General features: G+C 60.5%; 15 protein-coding genes. 8 read left to right on the top strand and 7 right to left on the bottom strand.

All coding sequences use genetic code 11. The features are described 5' to 3' along the window. Positions 1-71 precede the first annotated feature (71 nt). Both M2497_RS06740 and M2497_RS06735 read left to right on the top strand, forming a co-directional pair. Positions 72-842, top strand: a complete 771-nt coding sequence (locus M2497_RS06740) for a MipA/OmpV family protein (RefSeq protein ID WP_248486496.1) — start codon at positions 72-74, stop codon at positions 840-842. 55 nt (positions 843-897) lie between these two features. Beyond that, the gene (locus M2497_RS06735) at positions 898-1,764 is read left to right on the top strand and encodes a fatty acid desaturase (protein ID WP_248486494.1); all 867 of its coding nucleotides are present in this window, start codon (positions 898-900) and stop codon (positions 1,762-1,764) included. Between the two features lie 4 nt (positions 1,765-1,768). Here the strand turns inward: M2497_RS06735 and M2497_RS06730 are convergent, their stop codons facing one another. The 5 genes from M2497_RS06730 to M2497_RS06710 all read right to left on the bottom strand — a co-directional run bounded on the left by M2497_RS06730 (position 1,769) and on the right by M2497_RS06710 (position 5,319). Beyond that, entirely contained in the window at positions 1,769-2,173 is a 405-nt protein-coding gene (locus M2497_RS06730) for an EamA family transporter (protein WP_248486492.1), read from the bottom strand. Beyond that, positions 2,170-2,550: a transporter gene (locus M2497_RS06725; protein ID WP_010212789.1), complete on the bottom strand. Its 381-nt coding sequence runs from the start codon at positions 2,548-2,550 to the stop codon at positions 2,170-2,172. Before M2497_RS06725 ends, M2497_RS06730 begins: the two co-directional genes overlap by 4 nt. Further along, the gene (locus tag M2497_RS06720; protein WP_248486490.1) at positions 2,547-3,467 is read right to left on the bottom strand and encodes an arginase; all 921 of its coding nucleotides are present in this window, start codon (positions 3,465-3,467) and stop codon (positions 2,547-2,549) included. Before M2497_RS06720 ends, M2497_RS06725 begins: the two co-directional genes overlap by 4 nt. A 123-nt stretch (positions 3,468-3,590) precedes the next feature. Beyond that, positions 3,591-4,244, bottom strand: coding sequence for a DsbA family oxidoreductase (locus tag M2497_RS06715; RefSeq protein WP_248486488.1), 654 nt, complete (start codon positions 4,242-4,244; stop codon positions 3,591-3,593). A gap of 55 nt (positions 4,245-4,299) precedes the next feature. Beyond that, positions 4,300-5,319 carry an alpha/beta hydrolase gene (locus M2497_RS06710; protein ID WP_248486486.1) on the bottom strand — a complete coding sequence of 340 codons (1,020 nt, stop codon included), beginning with the start codon at positions 5,317-5,319 and terminating at the stop codon, positions 4,300-4,302. Between the two features lie 182 nt (positions 5,320-5,501). Between M2497_RS06710 and metR the strand changes: the two genes are divergently transcribed. Further along, entirely contained in the window at positions 5,502-6,419 is a 918-nt protein-coding gene (gene metR / locus M2497_RS06705; RefSeq protein ID WP_058423802.1) for a transcriptional regulator MetR, read from the top strand. A 7-nt stretch (positions 6,420-6,426) separates the two neighbouring features. On the opposite strand, the gene M2497_RS06700 is transcribed toward metR, so the two are convergent. Further along, positions 6,427-6,834 carry an NUDIX domain-containing protein gene (locus M2497_RS06700; protein WP_248486484.1) on the bottom strand — a complete coding sequence of 136 codons (408 nt, stop codon included), beginning with the start codon at positions 6,832-6,834 and terminating at the stop codon, positions 6,427-6,429. A 181-nt stretch (positions 6,835-7,015) separates the two neighbouring features. On the opposite strand from M2497_RS06700, the gene M2497_RS06695 reads away from it, so the two are divergent. Next, entirely contained in the window at positions 7,016-11,158 is a 4,143-nt protein-coding gene (locus tag M2497_RS06695; protein ID WP_248486482.1) for a DUF6543 domain-containing protein, read from the top strand. A gap of 6 nt (positions 11,159-11,164) precedes the next feature. Here M2497_RS06695 and M2497_RS06690 read toward each other — a convergent pair whose 3' ends face one another. Next, complete coding sequence (locus M2497_RS06690; protein WP_248486480.1) at positions 11,165-12,466, bottom strand: HD domain-containing phosphohydrolase; 1,302 nt, start codon at positions 12,464-12,466, stop codon at positions 11,165-11,167. Positions 12,467-12,685: 219 nt separating this feature from the next. On the opposite strand from M2497_RS06690, the gene M2497_RS06685 reads away from it, so the two are divergent. From M2497_RS06685 to M2497_RS06670, 4 genes are read left to right on the top strand one after another with little or no spacing between them, the layout of a single operon-like run. Then, a complete protein-coding gene (locus M2497_RS06685) occupies positions 12,686-14,560 on the top strand; it encodes a GGDEF and EAL domain-containing protein (RefSeq protein WP_248486478.1) in 1,875 nt (624 codons plus the stop codon). A gap of 25 nt (positions 14,561-14,585) precedes the next feature. Continuing rightward, positions 14,586-15,548, top strand: coding sequence for a cytochrome c peroxidase (locus M2497_RS06680; RefSeq protein ID WP_248486477.1), 963 nt, complete (start codon positions 14,586-14,588; stop codon positions 15,546-15,548). Beyond that, positions 15,545-17,359, top strand: a complete 1,815-nt coding sequence (locus M2497_RS06675) for a DAHL domain-containing protein (RefSeq protein ID WP_248486475.1) — start codon at positions 15,545-15,547, stop codon at positions 17,357-17,359. Before M2497_RS06680 ends, M2497_RS06675 begins: the two co-directional genes overlap by 4 nt. Then, positions 17,356-18,735, top strand: coding sequence for an ATP-binding protein (locus M2497_RS06670; RefSeq protein ID WP_248486473.1), 1,380 nt, complete (start codon positions 17,356-17,358; stop codon positions 18,733-18,735). Before M2497_RS06675 ends, M2497_RS06670 begins: the two co-directional genes overlap by 4 nt. The last annotated feature ends 16 nt before the right edge of the window (positions 18,736-18,751 follow it).

Here is an 18,751-nt window from a genome sequence, read left to right as displayed (position 1 = left end):
AAGATGAGTGCTTGCGTGAAGCTGGCCCTTCGCGCGTTCATGCGCACGTAATCAATCAAGGAACCGTGACCATGTACAGGATCACATGCGCTGCATTCGCCGGTTTGCTTGGCCTGTGGAGCTTTTCAAACGCTGCACTGGCCGAAGGCATCACCGGTGAAGTGGGTGCAGGCCTCAGTTACCAGCCCCATGACCCCACCGCCAGCCGCTACGAAGTCCGTCCCGTGCCCTACCTGGATCTGGACTGGGGCAGCGTCAGCCTGAGCACCGATGACGGTTTGACCTGGAGTGCGCTCAACACCAACGGCCTTACCGCCGGCCCCTATATCAATTACCTGTCGGGGCGCACGTCCAATGGCGATCTGCAGGGCCTGCGCAATGTGTCGGACATGGCGGAGGTAGGTGGCTTCGTCCAGTACGCCCCAGCTGATTTCTGGCGGGTCTACGCGCAATTGGGGCAAGCCGTGGGCGGTGGGCATTCGCAGAGTGGCGCCCTCGGCAAACTGGGCGGCGAACTGGGCTACCCGCTGGGTGGCGGGATCATCGGCAGCAGCGGGCTGGTGGCGCATTTTGCCGATGCACGCCAGACCAACACGTTTTTTGGCGTGGATGACAACGAGGCCGCCGCCACCGGTTTTCGTCCCTATAACGCCAGCGGCGGCTTCCAGAACGTGACGCTGACGCAGAGCTTCGAGTTTCCCCTGGCTGCCAAATGGTCGTTGTTGACCAGCGCGAGCTGGGTACATCTGGTGGGTTCGGCAGCGGACAGCAGCATCGTCCGGCAGACCGGCGACGTGAACCAGGGCCAGGTGCAAACAGCGATCAGCTACACGTTCGATTAGGTTGGTCTGGGGTTTGCAATGAAGGCCTGGAATCCATTTTCCCAGGACACTTTTCATGGCTCGCCCCGCTTACCGCCTGCTGCACCACTCGCTCTGGGACCTGGTGCCCATCGCCCTGGGCCTGGCACATTTCGCGTTTGTCGTCTGGCTGGTTGCCGCGTTCCATCACCTGAGCTGGTGGGCCCTGGTGCCGCTGGCGCTGCTCTACGCGGTCAGCCTGTCGTGGAGCATCAACAGCATCTCCCACAACCAGATCCACAACGCCTACTTCACCCATCGCGCCATGAACCGGGCCTTCGACCTGCTGCTGTCGGTGACCATCGGTTTCTCCCAGACGCTCTACCGCGACATCCACAACCGCCACCACCGTGGCAACGCCGACCTGCCGGGGCCGGATGGCAAGACCATCGACCCGCTGTCGATCTACCAGCGTGGTCACGATGGCCAGCCGGAAAACCCGTGGGCCTATACCTTCCTGAGTTTTTTCCGCGACGACCCCAAGCCCTTCTATGACGAGATGAAGCGCAAACGCCCGGCCGATGCGCGCTGGGTCAAGGTCGAGATCGGCGTGACCGTGGCGTTCTACATCGCGCTGGCGTTCTACAACTGGCAGGCGGTGCTGTGGCTGTTGCCGTTCTGGTACCTTGGCCAGTGCCTGTCATCGCTCAATGGCTACTACGAGCATTTCGGCGGCAACCCGGACCTGCCGATCGCCTGGGGCGTGAGTTCCTACAGTGTGTTGTACAACCTGATCTGGATGAACAACGGCTACCACGCCGAGCATCACTACCGGCCGAAGATGCACTGGACCAAAGTGAAGGCGTTTCATCGGGAGATTGCCGGGCAGCAGCGGGAGGCCGGGGTCAAAACACTTCCGGTGTCCCATGGTCTAGGGTTTTTGGTGGCACACCGCAAACCCTAGGCACTCAGTTTTCTTCGCCCTCTGCCAGGAGGGCGATACCACCAATAATCACCGCCACCCCCACCCAGTGCAGCGGGCTGATATGTTCCCCCAGCCCCAGCCACGAACCCAGCAACACCACCACGAACACCAGTGAACTCAGCGGAAACGCCAGGGACAGGCTGCTGCGCCGCAGGATCAGCATCCACACGAAAAACGCGCCGATGTAGCTGGCAATCGCCGCCAGGATCCCAAGGTTGCGCGCCACCTCACCCAGCCACTGCCAGTTGAAATCCATCTGCCCCAACTGGTCGCCAGCCACTTTGGTAAACAACTGGCCGGCGCTTTCCGTGCAGATCAGCAAGGCCCACAGCACCACCGTGCCCAAACGCCCATGCAACCATCCGCTATTCATCGTTTGCGTACTCATGCCTGACTCCCTGCAATCGCCACCAACATCACACCCAAGGTAATCACCAGCGTACCCAGCCAACGGCGCCGGCTGACGGTTTCGCCCAGCACCACCTTGCCCGCCAGCACCACCCCGCAATACGCCAGCGCGGCCGCCGGAAACAGCAGGCTCAACGGCGCGCGCGAGAGGGCTTCGAGCCACACGAAAAACTCGATGGCATAGGCGCCGATCCCCGCCCACAGCAATGGCGCATTGAACACCTGGCCCCAGAACGCATTCAGGCGAAAACCACCGTCCAACTCCGGCAAACGGTCCAGGCCGATCTTGAAACACAGCTGGCCAATCACATCGAGCACGATGGAAAACGCCACCAGCAACACCACGGTCAAGGTCACGGGAACAGCTCCTCAAACAGATCAATCAGGGCTTCATTGGTCGCGGCATTGCGCTGCAGATCCTCAGGACTCCAGCGCTCGGGCGGCGGCTGGTCGGACTTGGCTTCCCAACGCTTGAAGGCATTGCTGAACGCCGGCGTGGCGAACTCGCCGCACACGTCGATGCCGATGATGCGCTTGCGCGCCGCCAACGCGCGCAAGGCTTGCAGCAGGTGAGTCAGGCGCATGCCGCCCTGGTCCCAGTTGGTGGCGGCGTCTTCGCTGGCGAGTACGTCTTTGTCGATGGTGATCCAGATCGCCTCGGTGGGCAGGCTACCGATCATCTGCTCCAGGAATGCCACCCAGTCCAACTCGGCCAGGTTGCGCCAATGCAGGTGGTTTTCCTGCTGCTGGTGGCCGGCACCGTCCCCTACCCGCCCCCAGACTTTGGAGGGCGCATGCTGCCAGGGAAACAACTGCAATTGCCCGCGCTTGAGCGCCCCGAGGTTGCCGCCGCGCAGTTGCGGGTTGTGCAGGTCGTCGCTGCACGGGCCGAGGGTGACGATGCGCTTGATCGCCGGCATCTTCAGCGCGCGGTTGACCCACGAACCACAGTGACGCTTGGGCGCAAAGCGCACCCAGTCGGGGTGGTTGTCGAAGTGGATCAGGCTGATGGGCTCTTTCAAATCAGCCAGGAATGCCGGCGTGAGGTGGTGATAATCGCCGGAGCCGACAAACAGAATTTCCGGCCGTGCGTCGATGGGCCTGGGCCGTTGGGCCAGGCGTTCGGCGAAGCGCTTCCAGGTTTTTTCGGTGGACCACAGGCGCAGCTTGGGGCCCAGGTCCAGCAGGTCGATACGGTGGGCGCGGCCACTGGCCAGGCGCCGGGCAATCGGTGCCTGGCCGGTGAGGCTGTGGTCGAGGTCAAGAATGTTCAAGGCAGTGTCCCTTAAGGCTTTAAAGGGGCAATGCAAGGGACGGGCCAGCACCTGTCTCAAGACCAATGGAGAGCAATGTGGGAGGGGGCTTGCCCCCTCCCACATTTTGACCTGCGTTCGGCGTTATTTTTTGGATTCGCTGATGATCTGCCGGATCGCGCCTACAAAAGCTTCCGCCGGCTGCCCACCGCTCACGGCGTACTGGTCGTTGAACACGATGGTCGGCACCGAAGTCACGCCACGGGAGATCCACAGTTGTTCCTGTTCGCGGACTTCGGCGGCGTACTCGTCGCTGGCCAGAATCTCGGCCGCACGCTGGATATCCAGCCCGACGCTCTCGGCAATGATCGCCAGGGTCGCGTGGTCGGACGGGTCCTGCCCATCGGAGAAGTACGCCTTGAACAGCGCTTCCTTGAGGTTGTACTGCAAGCCTTCCAACCCGGCCCAATGCAACAGGCGGTGCGCGTCGAAGGTATTGTAGATGCGGCTCTGGCCGTCGGTGCGGAACGCAAAGCCCAACCCGGCGCCCATGTCGCGGATGCGTTCGCGGTTGGCCTGGGATTGTTCGGCGGTGGAGCCATATTTCTCGGTGATGTGCTCGACGATGTTTTGCCCTTCGGCGGGCATGTTCGGGTTCAGTTCGAACGGTTGGAAGTGGATCTCGGCTTGCACGTCGGCACCAAGCTGGTCGAGGGCTTCGGTCAGGCCGCGCAGGCCGATAATGCACCAGGGGCAGGACACATCGCTGACGAAATCGATTTTCAGGGGAGTACTCATGGCAGGCAACCTCGCTGGCAGTAATGCGCCGTAAAGGTTGCACGATACACCAATGTCACAACACCTTCGAAGGCTCGCCCAGGTCAATCTGCGCCCAGTGCGCCGCATCTTCGCGATGGGCTTGCAGGTACGGCAACACGGCCGTCAACAGTGGCGCCTTGAACGCCTCCTGGAACCGATGGGCCATGCCGGGAATCAGCTTCAACTGGCTGCCCTGGATATGCGCCGCCAGGTGCACGCCGTGCATCACCGGCAGCAACGGGTCGGCGGTGCCATGCACCACCAGGGTCGGCACGCGCAGTTGGTTGAGCAACGGCACGCGGCTCGGTTCGGCGAGGATCGCCATGATCTGGCGCTTCACCCCCTCGGGGTTGAAGGCGCGGTCGTAGGACAGCGCCGCCTGGTGCAACAGCGCCTGGCGATCATCCTTCACGTTCGGGCTGCCCAGTGCGGCGAGCAAGTCGGCCTGCTGCTCCAGGGCCACTTCACGATTCGGCGCGCTGCGTCGCGACAACAGTTGCACCAGCGCGGCATTCGGTGCGGGCAGGCCTTCGGCGCCGGAGCTGGTCATGATCAGCGTGAGGCTCTCCACCCGTTGCGGCGCCATGGCGGCCAGGTGCTGGGCGATCATCCCGCCCATGCTCGCGCCGAGTACGTGGAATTGCTGGACCTGCAACGCGTCCATCAAACCGATGGCGTCATCGGCCATGTCGGTCAGCGTGTAAGGCGCCGACACCGGCAGGCCGAGCTTGTAGCGCAACACCTCGAAGGTCAGGTTGGCATTGGCCGGGGCCTGGCGCCAAGTGGATAGGCCGACGTCTCGATTGTCATAACGAATCACCCGGAAACCTTGCTGGCACAGGGCGACGACCACCTCGTCGGGCCAGTGGATCAACTGCCCGCCCAAGCCCATCACCAGCAGCAAGGCAGGGTCGGACGCACGGCCGATGCTCTGGTAGGCGATGCTCACCTGAGCCAGGTCGACCGTTTGGGTCGGGACATTGACATCACATCGAGAAGCCGCAAAAGACGGCAGGCCGAACACTAAGGCGGCCAGTAAAAACAACACGCGCATGAAAAACACCGAAACGCAGAACCCCAGTAGAGCGCGAGTCTGATGAAGTTTGTTCAAGCGCGCTGCCACAGTTGCGTGACAGTTTGATGAAGAGTGCTCAACGGTCATGGTCGACACGGCCTGCAACATGAGACAAACTCACGCCATTCCGATTCGTCACAAATTATGTTCATGGAGAACCCGTGCTCGAGATCCGCCACCTCAAGACCCTGCACGCCCTGCGCGAAGCCGACAGCCTGGTGGAAGCCGCCGAACGCCTGCACCTGACGCAGTCGGCGCTGTCCCACCAGTTCAAAGAGCTGGAAGAACGCCTGGGCATGCCGCTGTTCGTGCGCAAGACCAAACCGTTGCGCTTCACCAGCGCCGGCCTGCGCCTGCTGCAACTGGCCGACGCCACCCTGCCGCTGCTGCGCGGCGCCGAACGCGACATCGCGCGCTTGGCCGGTGGCACCGCCGGGCGCTTGCACATGGCGATCGAGTGCCACAGTTGCTTCCAGTGGTTGATGCCGACCATCGACCAGTTCCGCGACGCGTGGCCGGAAGTCGAGCTGGACCTGGCCTCAGGCTTCGCCTTCGCCCCACTGCCGGCCCTGGCCCGTGGCGACCTGGACCTGGTGGTGACCTCCGACCCGCTTGAGTTGCCCGGCATCACCTATGTGCCGCTATTCACCTATGAAGCCATGCTCGCGGTGGCCAACCAACACCCGCTGGCGAACAAGGCGTACATCGTGCCGCAGGACCTGCTGACCGAAACCCTCATCACCTACCCGGTGGAGCGCGACCGCCTGGACATCTTCACCCGCTTCCTGGAGCCAGCGGATGTGGAACCCGCCCAGGTGCGCACCTCGGAACTGACGGTGATGATGATGCAATTGGTGGCCAGCGGCCGTGGCGTGTGCGGCATGCCCCATTGGGCGTTGCACGAGTACAGTTCGCGCGGTTACGTGAAGGCCAAGCGCCTGGGCGAAAAGGGTCTGTTTGCGACCCTGTACGCCGGCATCCGCGCGGACATGCTGGATGCACCGTACATGCGCGACTTCCTGCTGACGGCCAAGGACACCTCGTTCTCCACCCTGGATGGGGTCAGTGCGGTGCGCTGAACGGAGATCACCGGGTTTTCAATTCTCGGTAAAACGGCAGGATCACGTCGCGTGTCAGCGGTGCCAGGTGCAGGCCGCCATCTCCCATCGGATCGATCCAGCGAACTTCTTCGATTTCCGCGGCGGGAGTCACCGGCACGTCGATATGTACCTGGAACAACTCGGCCTGCACGGTAAAGCCTGGTTCGTTGACCGCCGGTGCCGAGAACTGGCCGAGGTACTGCGCGACACAGGGCTCAATGCGCAGGTTCAGTTCTTCGTGAAGCTCACGGGCCAAGGCTTGCGCAGGTAGCTCGCCCGCGTCGATCTTGCCGCCGGGCTGCATGAACGCCTGGGTGCCGCGCTTGCGCACCAGCAGGGTCTGGCCGTCGCTGCCGATCAGGAGGGCAGCGGCGATGCGGATAGTCATGGGCATGGAATAAACACCTGAGGAGAAAAGCCGGCAAGGATTACACGCGCCTGCGCACCAGGCAATTGATCGCTCCCGGTCGCCGCCGCACCGACACACATGCACCGCAACGCCCTTGAGCGCCAACCCTAGACTCCGAACTCAGATTCAGCCGTGCGCCGCACGCGCCCTTCATACGAGTTCACACATGCACAGTTCATTACCCCCCTCCCCTCCCGACAGCGCACCTGTCGACCCCTTGCAACCCGTGACCATGCCGGTGGTGCCAGCGGCCCATCAACCCATCGACCAACAGCAGACGCAGCTCATCCAGGCCCTCGCCAGGCTCAATGCCCAGACCGACGCGCTGCTCCAGGAGCAGCCGAGCCTGGAGACGGTGTATCAGCAGCAATTGGCCGCGGTGTTTCCCGACTTGCCTCGGCCCATCCATCCAGATCGGATTTTCTACAACCGCTACCGCGAAGACGCCGACGGCCAAAAACAACTGCTGGGCAGCGAGTCCCTTGGCTCACTCCTGACCCGATTAAGAAGCCCCGACGCAGACGCCTATCTGGCACAAGAAAGCGGGGCCTTCTACCGGGAAAGCGATACGGTGGAGGAAGACAAACGCCTGTCCCCCGCCAGCCCGACCGCGACACTGGCCGGCGTGCTGGAAATAGCCTTGACGATCAAGCTCAATGAGTTCTGGACATTCCGCGAAAGCGATCAACCCACCACCGAGGCACAGTTGGTCGCCTTGCGTCGCCAGGTACTGGCCCATCAATTGGCCTTGCGCACGGCGGACGGCACCTTATCCGCGCAGGCACGGTCGCTGGCGGACAGCGTCTTGAAATACCCGACGGCGGCGGCACGGGAAACGCTGTTGCCCGCCGGCCAGCGACCCGGCGCCTACAGGCTGGCACTGGAGAATGGCAGCGCCTTCGCCGGCGCGTTCATCCTCAATGCCACGGGCGGCACACCGCCACTGGGGCGAGTGATGCTCTATAGCCCAAGCGAAGGGTTCGAGGAATTTGAGCACTTGGGGCAGTTGAATGAAACCGTGGTGGCACGCGTGCGTGTCGGCGAAGCGGCTGGCCAGAAGCTGGTCGCAAGCCTGTCATTGGCCGATCAGGCCACCGTTGGCAGCCTGCCCATCCTGACCACCAACCCGCCGCTGATCGAGGCGGATGTGATTGCAGACCAGGTCCACTCACTGCGTGTGCGGCAGTACTTCAATACCCAAGCGACCCTGCGCAAGGATCCATTGCCACTGGCCGGCGACCTCGACAGGGCCGCCGACCTGGCGCCCCAACTGGATGTATCCGCGGTCCTGGCGAGCCGCAACCTGCGCCTGGTGGCGCCGCGTGACCCCGACTGGCTGACAGCGGCCAGCCCGGCCGACCGGCAACAGTACCAGCAACTCGAAACCGCCCTGATTGACAGCCATGAAGTGCTCGCCCCCCTGCTGGAGAACATCGCGCCATTTGCCGTGTTTGCCGAACAGGAAACCGGCAAGGTGCTGAAACTGCAAAAACCGGAATATGCCGCTGTCGACCTGGCGCCCTACAAAAGCCTGGTCAGGCTGCGCGTGAGCGCCTCGATGGAGGTCAAGGTCACGGGCTATCGCGATGCGACCTCCGACGTCGTGTATATCAGCGAAGACCCGCAAATCGACATCCCGCAGGTGCTGCCAGAGCGCACGCTGACCTTCGGCACCTGGAACGCAAAAGTCGTGGTGGACCTGCGCACACTCGGCAGTTATGCCCGGCGCAATATCGACCCGTGGTCCGCCCATGAGCTGCACCGGACGATCAGCGCCAGCGCCGACATTGTCGACGCCTCAGGGCAAAAACGCGGCAGGCTCGAGGATGCCGATTTACGTGCACTCGCCCGGCAGGCGGATGTTGGCAAACAGTACGAGGCGTACCTCAGGTCGGCCTTCTTGCCCCATGGCGAGGGACGCGCCTTTGCCAGCGCCTGGCAGCGGGCGAGCGCGGCGGCATTGCGCAAGGATGCGCTGGAGAGCCGATTGAACCCGGCGGTCTACGAATTGTTCAGCTTCAAGACGCCCGGCGGTGGAATGGACTGGATAAAAGCGATCACCGAGTCTCCCGACTCGACCACCCGCCCGCCTGTCGGCCGATCCGATATCGAGGTCAACACACTGGTCATGGGGGGCGGATTGGAAGGTGGCCAGGGCGGCCAGGTCATCAATGGCGTACTGGTCATCCAGCGCAAAGGCACCAAGCCGGGCGGCGTCTGTGTCCTTTACACCCCGCAGGCTCCCGACAACGCGCCTTTCCGGGAACTGGTGCTGGGGCTGGTGGAACTCGACGCACTGAAGGCCAAACCTGAATGGCGCGCCTATTTCACTCAGCGCATGGCCACTGGCGATGCACGGGAACTGGCGCGGATTTTCAGCGATACCCGTAGCGCGCACCGCTATGCCGTGACGCCAATTACCGGTGATCTGCATGCGTACCTGTATTCGGCGCAGCTGGGCTTTCAGCTCGCCCATGCCGACTACCGTTCACGGACCAACGCGGAAATTGCCCTTGAATCAGCCGTGAATGGTTTTCTGTTTTCCGTCGAAGTCGCCGACTTCCTGCTGGGACTGTCGCTGTTCAAGGCTATACGGCGCGTGGCCCATCGCTACATCGTCAGAGGGGTGAACAACGCACAGAAATTGGGCCGAAAAATCCCGGGGCTGATCCGGAAAATCGGTCAAGACAAAACACCCTACATTGACATCGCCAAGCCCTCGATCCGACCGCTGGACCCGGCCTGGGTCGATGTGGCGAGCTACCGACTGCCAAAACAGATCGATGCGCTCTTCGACGTCGACGAATTTGCCCAGGCCAATCAGTACAGGCTGTCGCGCACATTGGGCGCGCCCAGCTTCATTGACGGTCGCAACCAACACGTTATCGCCATGCGGGCTGACGACGGTCGCTACCATCTGTATGCGTCCTACGTGGAAGACGGCGCCCGGTATGTCAAAGACCCTGCGGGGAACAAGGCAGACTTCATGGTGGTTCCGGGAGACGCGAAAAGCTGGAAGCCACGTTTTGAACGAACCACACGGGGCGGCGGGTCTGTGTTGGGTGTGCTGAGAACGCGTACGCCTGAACAGCAAGTGGATGATGACTTGCTCGCCGCATTGCGCATGTTTTCACCCGCCGAGCACGGCGAAGCGCTGCTCAAGGAACTGACTGTCCTTCAGAAACGTCGGCTTTGGGATAACGCACTGCAACAGTTGAATGTCGATGAAAGCACCTTTCGGCGCATCGTCTGGGGGCAGCAGGGGTCAGCACGCCCGCCCCAACTACGCCAGGCATTGTTAACGATTGAATTCGACGCGCACCTTTATGAGCACCTGAATAAAACAACCCACTTTTTATCCGAATACCTGACGCTCTCACCTATCGAACTGGAGAATCTTTTTTTAAAAATAAAAAGACTCATCGGAAAAAATGATGACTTCGCAAAACAAATCAGAGCGTCAATTAGTATTGCTGACCACGAAACCGGCGCTAAGCTCGTGGGGTACGCGTTCACCTACAAACAGTTTAAAAACCTTGATAAATTTGACAAAAAGTACCAACTATCCACGTGGAACAACGACACTATCAAGGCTTTTCTAAGTGAAAAAGGACGAACTGAAATCGTCGAGAATATAGCCGCCAATCACAAAATCACCTTCAATGATGCACTGCAACAATTACTGTCCACTCCCGAAAGTAAACAAGCGCTGGAAGCGTTCAGGATCGAAAAACGTCACGAACTCCTCAACAAACTCGGCGTCGACTCCATTTCCGATGACTTCAAGAAATATGGGGTTCCGTACATTGCATTGTCTTACGGCGAACGCACCGGCACAGCCTCCGGCTTAAAAGTAATCGACAGTGTCACTGTCGCTGAATTTGAAAAAACCATTCCGAAGTTTTCAACCCCCTTGGAACTGACCCCGGCACGCCCACGCACGCACAAAGTTGAAAAGCCATCGGGGCGACCCGACATTTCCCGACCGCCTGCCCCCGTACCACCCATCGAGGCGGCCACCAACATCGTCAAGCTGGACGAACTGGCAGAAACGCAGCTACCCCTGTTACCCACCAATGCCAAAAACAAACTTGAGGAGATCATCCAGGATATCCAGGGCGGCCGTATCAGTCGGAAAAAAATTGGTGCCAATACCTATGTCGACTTACCCCAGCTGGAACCAGGCTCGGGCCGCGGTTCATGGCGCGTAGCGTTTGAGAAAACCGGCAAGGAAGGCGAGAGAGATGTCTATCTGCTCAAAGGCATCTATGACTATCACGCCAGCCGGCGAAGAGTCTGGGGCGTTTAGAAGACGCTACGTCAATAACGGCGCACCATCGGGAACCTTGATAAACACGCTGTACTTGGCCCCTTCCATCGCCTCGAACGCGATCAGCTTGTCCACCAGCGGCAGGTTCAGCACCTTGCCGGCGTTGAGCAGCAGCATGCCGTTGTCGGCGTTGAGGTTGCGGGCCAGGACCATGCCGGCCTCCAGCTCGCGGGTGGTGAACACCTTGACCGTTGGATCGCCCAGCGTCACGTCACTGAGAAACGCCGCGCAGGCCAGCACAAAATCTTCAACCAGCTCCGGATCATAGAGACGCCCGGCGTACTTGCGGATGTACAGCAGCGCTTCATCGCTGTTCATCTGCCGCTCAAGGATCAGGCCCTTTTGCAATTCGATGAAATCCACCGCCAGCTTGAGCAGGCGAGAACCGAAAGGAATCGCCTCGCCCTTGAGATGGTCGGGGAACCCCGTACCGTCCCAGCGTTCCTGGTGATGGCGAATGATCCGCGCCGCATCCTTCATCGGCTCCAGGGTCATCAACAGTGATTCGCTCTGGCCGGGGTAGCCTCGGTAACGTTCGCGGTCGGTGCTGTGCAACTTGTCGGCCGGCTCCACCAGCATGCTATCGCTCCAGCTCAGTTTGCCGATGTTGTACAACGCCGCAGCCATGGTCAGGTCGCGCGTGCTGGCTTCATCCATGGCCTGTGCGGCGCAGTACACGCGGATCAGTTCGATCAGCGCGCGGTTGGTCTGTTTGTCCCTGGGCAGGCGCAGGTTGGCCAACAGCGAAAACACTTCGGTGCCGGTCACGTAGCTGCGCTTGAGTTCTTCGTAGGCCAGGTCGAGCATGTCGGCCGTTTGCTGCAACTCGGCGGTGCGCGACGCGACGCGCTTTTCCAGGGTGGCATTGAGCGCCTTGAGCTGGTCGTTCTGCACCTGGGTCAGCCGTTCAAGCCGCTGATGTTCAAGCGCCTGCTGCAGGATCAGCTTGAGTTCATCGTCATTCCACGGCTTGGCGATATAACGGTGGATCTGCCCTTCGTTGATCGCCTTGATGATGGTCGGCACGTCAGCGTAGCCGGTCAGCAGGATACGACTGGTGGCCGGGTACAGCCGGTGGACTTCGGCCAGTAACTGGGCCCCATCCATGCCGGGCATGCGCGCATCGCTCATGATCAGGTCGATGGGCTGTGCCGCCATGATCTCCAGGGCCTGGGCGCCGCTGCCGGCCAGCACCACATCGAAGGCTTGACTGCGCAACAGCCGGCGCAGGCTATTGAGAATCGACTCTTCATCATCGACCAGCAAAACAGTGGTTTTTTCATCCATGGTGACCGCGCCTTCAAATCAAACAAAATTGAGCTAAATTGAACCCTTGTGCCCGGCCAGCTTCCTTCGCCTGAGGCGCGGGGTTGATTTGACGCCAACTGGCCGTCGATATCAAGGGACCTCGACTATGCTGACAGAACAGGTTGGCGCCCCGCTCCGAAGCTAAATCAGGGAAGGAATCGTTATGCAGTCAATCCTTTTGTGGTCACGGAGCACGCCATGACTGCTGACTCCATAAGGGCCAACCGGCGCATTCTGATCGTCGATGACACGGCCTCGATCCACCAGGACTTCCGCAAGATTCTCTGCGCCGATGCCAATGGCGAGGCTTCATTGGAGAACCTTGAGGAAACGCTGTTCGGCACCGCCCCTAAAGCGCGCCAGACCTTCGAACTGGACTCCGCCTACCAGGGTGAGGAAGCCCTGGACCTGGTCAACCGGGCCCTGACCGCCAACGCGCCCTACGCCATGGCGTTCATCGACATGCGCATGCCGCCGGGCTGGGATGGCCTGCAGACCATCGAACAGCTGTGGAACGTCGACCCCAACCTGCAGATCGCCCTGTGCACGGCTTATTCCGACTACTCCTTTGAAGCCATCGAGGCCCGGTTGAAGTACAACGACCAGTTGCTGATCCTGAAAAAACCCTTCGATCACCTGGAAATCCGCCAGATGGCCAGTGCCCTGACCTGGAAGTGGCAGCTTGCACAGGACATGGCGCTGAAAGTCGTTGGCCTGGAGCGCACCATCGAAGAACGTGTGCAGGAACTGCTCAAGGTTTCCCACTTGCTGCAATACGACGTCCTCACCGGGCTCCCCAACAGCACGCTGCTGGGCGACCGGCTGACGCAGGCGATTGCGTTGGGCCACCGGCATGACACGCAACTGGCGGTGATGTTTATCGGGCTGGACCGCTTCAAGCGCATCAACAATGCCTTGGGCTATCCGGTGGGCGATGAGGTGCTGCAACAGGTCAGCCACAGCCTGGTGGCGGCCGTGCGTGCATCGGATTCGGTGTTTCGCTACGGCGCGGACGAGTTTGTGGTGGTGCTCAACGATGTGCAGCATCCCCTGCAAACCCAGCATATTGCGCAAAAAATACTCACGACCGTGAGCGCCACACGACATGTCGCGGGGCACGACCTGAGCGTCACCGCCAGCCTGGGCATCGCCATCTACCCCGATGACAGCGGCAATGCCGTGGAACTGATCAAACACGCCGAGACAGCCATGCGCACCCGCAAGGAACTGGGCCCGGATGGTTTCAGCTTTTACACCGAAGACATGAACCGGCGCGCCCGACACCAGCAAAACCTGGAAAGCGCGATTCGCCAGGCGCTGGACCGCCAAGAGTTTGTGCTGCACTACCAGCCGAAGCTGGACCTGAAATCCGGCAAGATCGTCGGCGCCGAAGCGCTGATCCGCTGGTTCCAGCCACACTCGGGCTGGGTCAGCCCAGGCGATTTCATCCCCGTGGCCGAAGACAGCGGGTTGATTGTGCGCCTGACCCAATGGGTGCTGCGCCAAGCCTGCGAGCAAGTGCAGGCCTGGCGTGCGATGGGCCTGCCGCCGCTGTGCATCTCGGTGAACATCTCGGCCATCGACTTTCGCCAACGCGACTTTGTCGACAACCTCGTCGCCGTGCTGAAACAAACCGGCGTGCCGCCGCATTTGCTTGAGCTGGAAATCACCGAAAGCGTGCTGATGCAAAATGTCGACGAAACCGTCAAAACCCTGCACACCATCAAGGCCATGGGTGTGCGCCTGGCGCTGGACGACTTCGGCACCGGTTACTCCAGCCTAAGCTACCTGCGACGCTTTCCTATCGACGTGTTGAAGATCGACCAGTCCTTCGTGCGCGGCGTGAACGTAAATAACCAGGACGAGCAACTGATCAGCGCTATCATCGGTATGGGCAAGAGCCTGAAGCTGAGTATCATCGCCGAAGGGGTAGAAACCCTCGATCAACTGAATTTCCTGCGAACCCAGTTGTGTGAAGAGGGCCAAGGCTTTTTATTCAGCAAGGCCGCGCCCGCGAAGGACTTCGCCCAGTTGCTGCAAGTGGGCTGCACAACATTGATGCCCGTCCCATAGCCCTATGCTTGCAAGGAGTGCTCGCTTGAGCGATGTCTCAACTTACCGTCTTGGCCTGATGCTCATCCTGTGCCTGTCGACGCCATTGATGGCGGCACCACTGGATGAGGCACTCAAGCCGCTGCCTGCGGTTGCGGCGCTGGACCCGGCCAAGGTCGAGCTGGGTCGCCAGTTGTTCAACGAACCGCGCCTATCGGTCAACAACACGCTGTCCTGCGCCAGCTGCCATCGACTGGCGTCCGGCGGTGCCGACGACAAGCCGTTTTCCCTCGGATTCGACGGCAAGCCGGTCGCGATCAACACGCCGTCAGTGTTCAACGCCAGCCTTAACTTCAAACAGTTCTGGAATGGTCGGGTAGACACCCTGGAAGCCCAGGTCGAACAGGTGGTGATCAGCCCGGTGGAAATGGGCAGCGACTGGAAAACCGTGGTGCAGAACCTGTCCGCCATGCCGGCCTACCAGCACGCGTTCAGCCAGGCCTACCCCGATGGCGTCACCGCCGCCAATGTGCAAAACGCCCTGGCGACCTATGAACGCACCCTGCTGACGCCCAACTCACGATTCGACCAGTACCTGCTGGGCAACACCGAGATCCTTACGCTCCAGGAAAAGTACGGCTACCAGCGCTTCAAGGACTATGGCTGCATTGCCTGCCACCAGGGGGTCAATATCGGCGGCAACATGTTCCAGAAGTTCGGCGTGATGGGCGATTACTTCAAGGCCCGTGGCAATCCGGTGGAATCGGACCTTGGCCGCTACCTGCTGACCAAGGATGAAGAGGATCGCCATGTGTTCAAGGTGCCCAGCCTGCGCAATGTGGCCGTCACCGCGCCGTATTTCCACGACGCTAGCGCCAAGACCCTGGAGGAAGCAGTTGATGTGATGTTCAAGTATCAACTGGGGCGCAACCCATCCCAGGAAGACAAAGACCTGATCATTCAATTTCTCAAGACCCTGACGGGCGAATGGGCAGGTAAACCGCTATGACCCTGTCCACCCGCCGCACCAGCCAGCTCCTGCTCGGCCTGATCACCGTGCTGCTGGCCTCGACGCTGGTCTTTCTGTACCTCAAGTCAGCCCGTGACCAGACCGCCACCTACACCCAGTCGCGGGACCTGATCCGGCAACTCCAGCAGCTCAATGCGCAATGGGACAGTGAGGTGCTCAAGGCCCGGATTTCGATTACCCACAACTACGACCCCCTGGTCGCTCCCCTGCTGGAAATGACCCGGTTGTGGGCCGACCTGAAAGGCCGCGGCTCCCACCACGAGGCCATCGACCTGCCGCGCTGGCAAGCCGATCAACAAGCCTACGAGGCGGCCATCCAGGAAAAGGCCAGGTTGGTCGACCAGTTCAAATCCCATAACGCAGTGCTGCGTAACTCGCTGGCCTTCCTGCCAACGGCCGAAGACGATATCCAGGCGCAGTTCAATCAGGTTGACGATGAGAGTAAGCAGCAACTGCAAAGCGTGGCCACCGACACCTACGACCTGTTGCTCAGCAGCCTGGAGTTCGCCCAGGTCACCAGTGATGATCGAGCCGCCGACATTCTCGTCGGCCTGGGCAAGCTGGCGGTCAACAAGGAACTGCTGCCCAGTCAGTTCCAGGCGCCGGTCGATATTCTCAGCAATCACATTTCGCTGATCCTGCGCGAGCAGCCATTGGTTAACAACCTGCTCGAACGGATCGCGGCGGTGCCCGTGGCCGAACGCCTGGATGACCTGACCACCCACCTCAACCAGGACCAGCAGACCGCCGACCTGATCGACCATCAATACCATCGCTACTTGCTGATTTTCTCCACCTTGCTGGTGGTGCTGTTGCTCTACCTTGCCGTACGCCTGTTGCGCAGTTTTACAGAGATCAACCGGGTCAACCGCGCCTTGCAGGCGGCCAATGAAACCCTGGAGCAACGGGTGGAGCGGCGCACCCAGCAACTCAAGGATGCCCAGAGTGAACTGATGGACAGCGCCCGCCAGGCCGGCATGGCCGAGATCGCCACCAACGTGCTGCACAACGTCGGCAACGTACTCAACAGCGTGAACATCTCCGCCGATCTGGTCAGCCGCAAATTGCGCAGCAGCAAGGCCCTGGGCCTGGGCAAAGCCATGCAGTTGATCAACGAACGCCAGGCTGACCTGGGCACGTTTCTCACCGAAGATGAAAAAGGCAAATTGCTGCCCGGCTACTTGAATCAGTTGGTGGACGCCATCGCCGTGGAGCAACAGGGCATGACCGATGAGCTGACGCAACTGAGCAAAAGCGTCGACCACATCAAGGACATCGTCGCCACCCAACAATCCTATGCCGGTGTGTCCACGCTGCTGGAGCCGGTCAACATCGGTGCCTTGATGGAAGATGCCTTGCGCATGAACGCAGGTGCCTTGAGCCGCCACCACGTCACGGTGGTCAAGGAGTACGCGCAAGTGCCGGAAATCCTCGGGGATAAACACCGGTTGTTGCTGATCATGGTCAACCTGATCAGCAACGCCAAGTACGCCATGTCCAACCTCACCGACCGACCACGACAAATGACCCTGGTCGTGCAGCCGGGTGCCGATGACACCTTGCAGATCAGCGTGAAAGACGAGGGTGAAGGTATTCCGGCGGAAAACATGACACGGATCTTCACCCACGGCTTCACCACCCGCAAGGACGGCCACGGCTTTGGCTTGCACAGCTGCGCCCTGGCTGCCGTGGAAATGAACGGCCAGCTCAGCGCCCACAGCGATGGGCCAGGCCTGGGTGCGGTGTTTACCTTGACGATTCCTCTCACACTTGTCGGAAACTCCCCATGAACCAACCGCCCAACCGGCGCATTTTGTTGATCGACGACACGCCGTCGATTCATGACGACTTTCGCAAAATCCTGATGCCTGCCGTTGAATCCAACCAGGCGCTGGATGACATGGAGTCGGCCCTGTTCGGCGACACGGCCAAAGCCCAGGCCCAGGTGTTCGAGTTGCATTCGGCATACGGTGGAGAGGAAGGCCTGCAACTACTCGTCACGGCCATGGCGAACAAACAACCCTACGCCCTGGCCTTCGTCGACATGCGCATGCCCCAGGGCTGGGACGGCGCAAAAACCATAGAGGAACTGTGGAAAGTCGCCCCAGACCTGCAGGTGGTGGTGTGTACCGCGTACTCGGACTATTCCTGGGAAGATCTGCTGGAACGCCTGCACGCCCATGATCGCCTGCTGATCCTGAAAAAGCCCTTCGACAATATTGAAGTGCAGCAAATGGCCAACACCCTTGCCAACAAATGGGACATGGCCCGGCGCGCCTCCCTGCAAACCGCACACCTGGAACAGCTGGTGGAACAACGCACCCAAGCGCTACAACTGGAGATCGACGAGCGCAAGCACCTGGAAAGCCAACTGGTGCAGTCGGAAAAGCTCGCATCCCTGGGGCAACTGGCGGCTGGTGTGGCCCATGAAATCAACAACCCGGTGGGTTTCATCTCCTCCAACCTCAGCACCCTGGACGGCTACTTCAAGCAGTTGCAACAGATGCTGGATGCCTACCGACAGGCCGAAGACGCCCTTGTACCCGCAGAGCAGCGCGATCAACTCAAGGCAATGCGTGAAGACATGGAACTGGATTTTCTCAAGGAAGATATTCCGATCCTGATCAGTGAATCCAAGGAAGGTATCGGCCGGGTGATACAGATCGTCAAGGACCTGAAGAACTTCTCGCGGGTGGACAATGACCAGACCTGGCAATTCGCCAACTTGCTGCAGGGCATCGATTCGACGCTGAACATTGTTGCCAGCGAACTCAAATACAAGGCCGATGTGGTCAAGCGCTATGGCCCCTTACCGGAAATCGAGTGCCTGGCGTCTCAGCTCAACCAGGTGGTGATGAACCTGGTAATCAATGCCGCGCAGGCCATGGGACCCGAGCGCGGCACCATTACCATCAGCAATGGTGTGGAAGGCGAGCATGTGTGGCTGGAAGTGGCCGACAACGGCTGTGGGATTGCGCCTGAGACTGTGCAGAAAATCTTCGATCCGTTCTTCACCACCAAGCCGGTGGGTGAAGGCACGGGGTTAGGGTTATCGCTTTCCTACGGCATCGTCAAAAAACACCGAGGCGATATTTCCGTCAGCAGCGAACTGGGCAAAGGTACGACGTTTCGGGTGGTGTTGCCGATCCGGCAGACGGCGGCGTAGGACACGCCGCCGTAAT

Origin of the sequence: Pseudomonas sp. CYM-20-01, from assembly GCF_023169845.1 — a bacterium.
Taxonomy (GTDB): domain Bacteria; phylum Pseudomonadota; class Gammaproteobacteria; order Pseudomonadales; family Pseudomonadaceae; genus Aquipseudomonas; species Aquipseudomonas azotoformans.
This window is presented reverse-complemented; position numbering and strand designations above follow the sequence as displayed.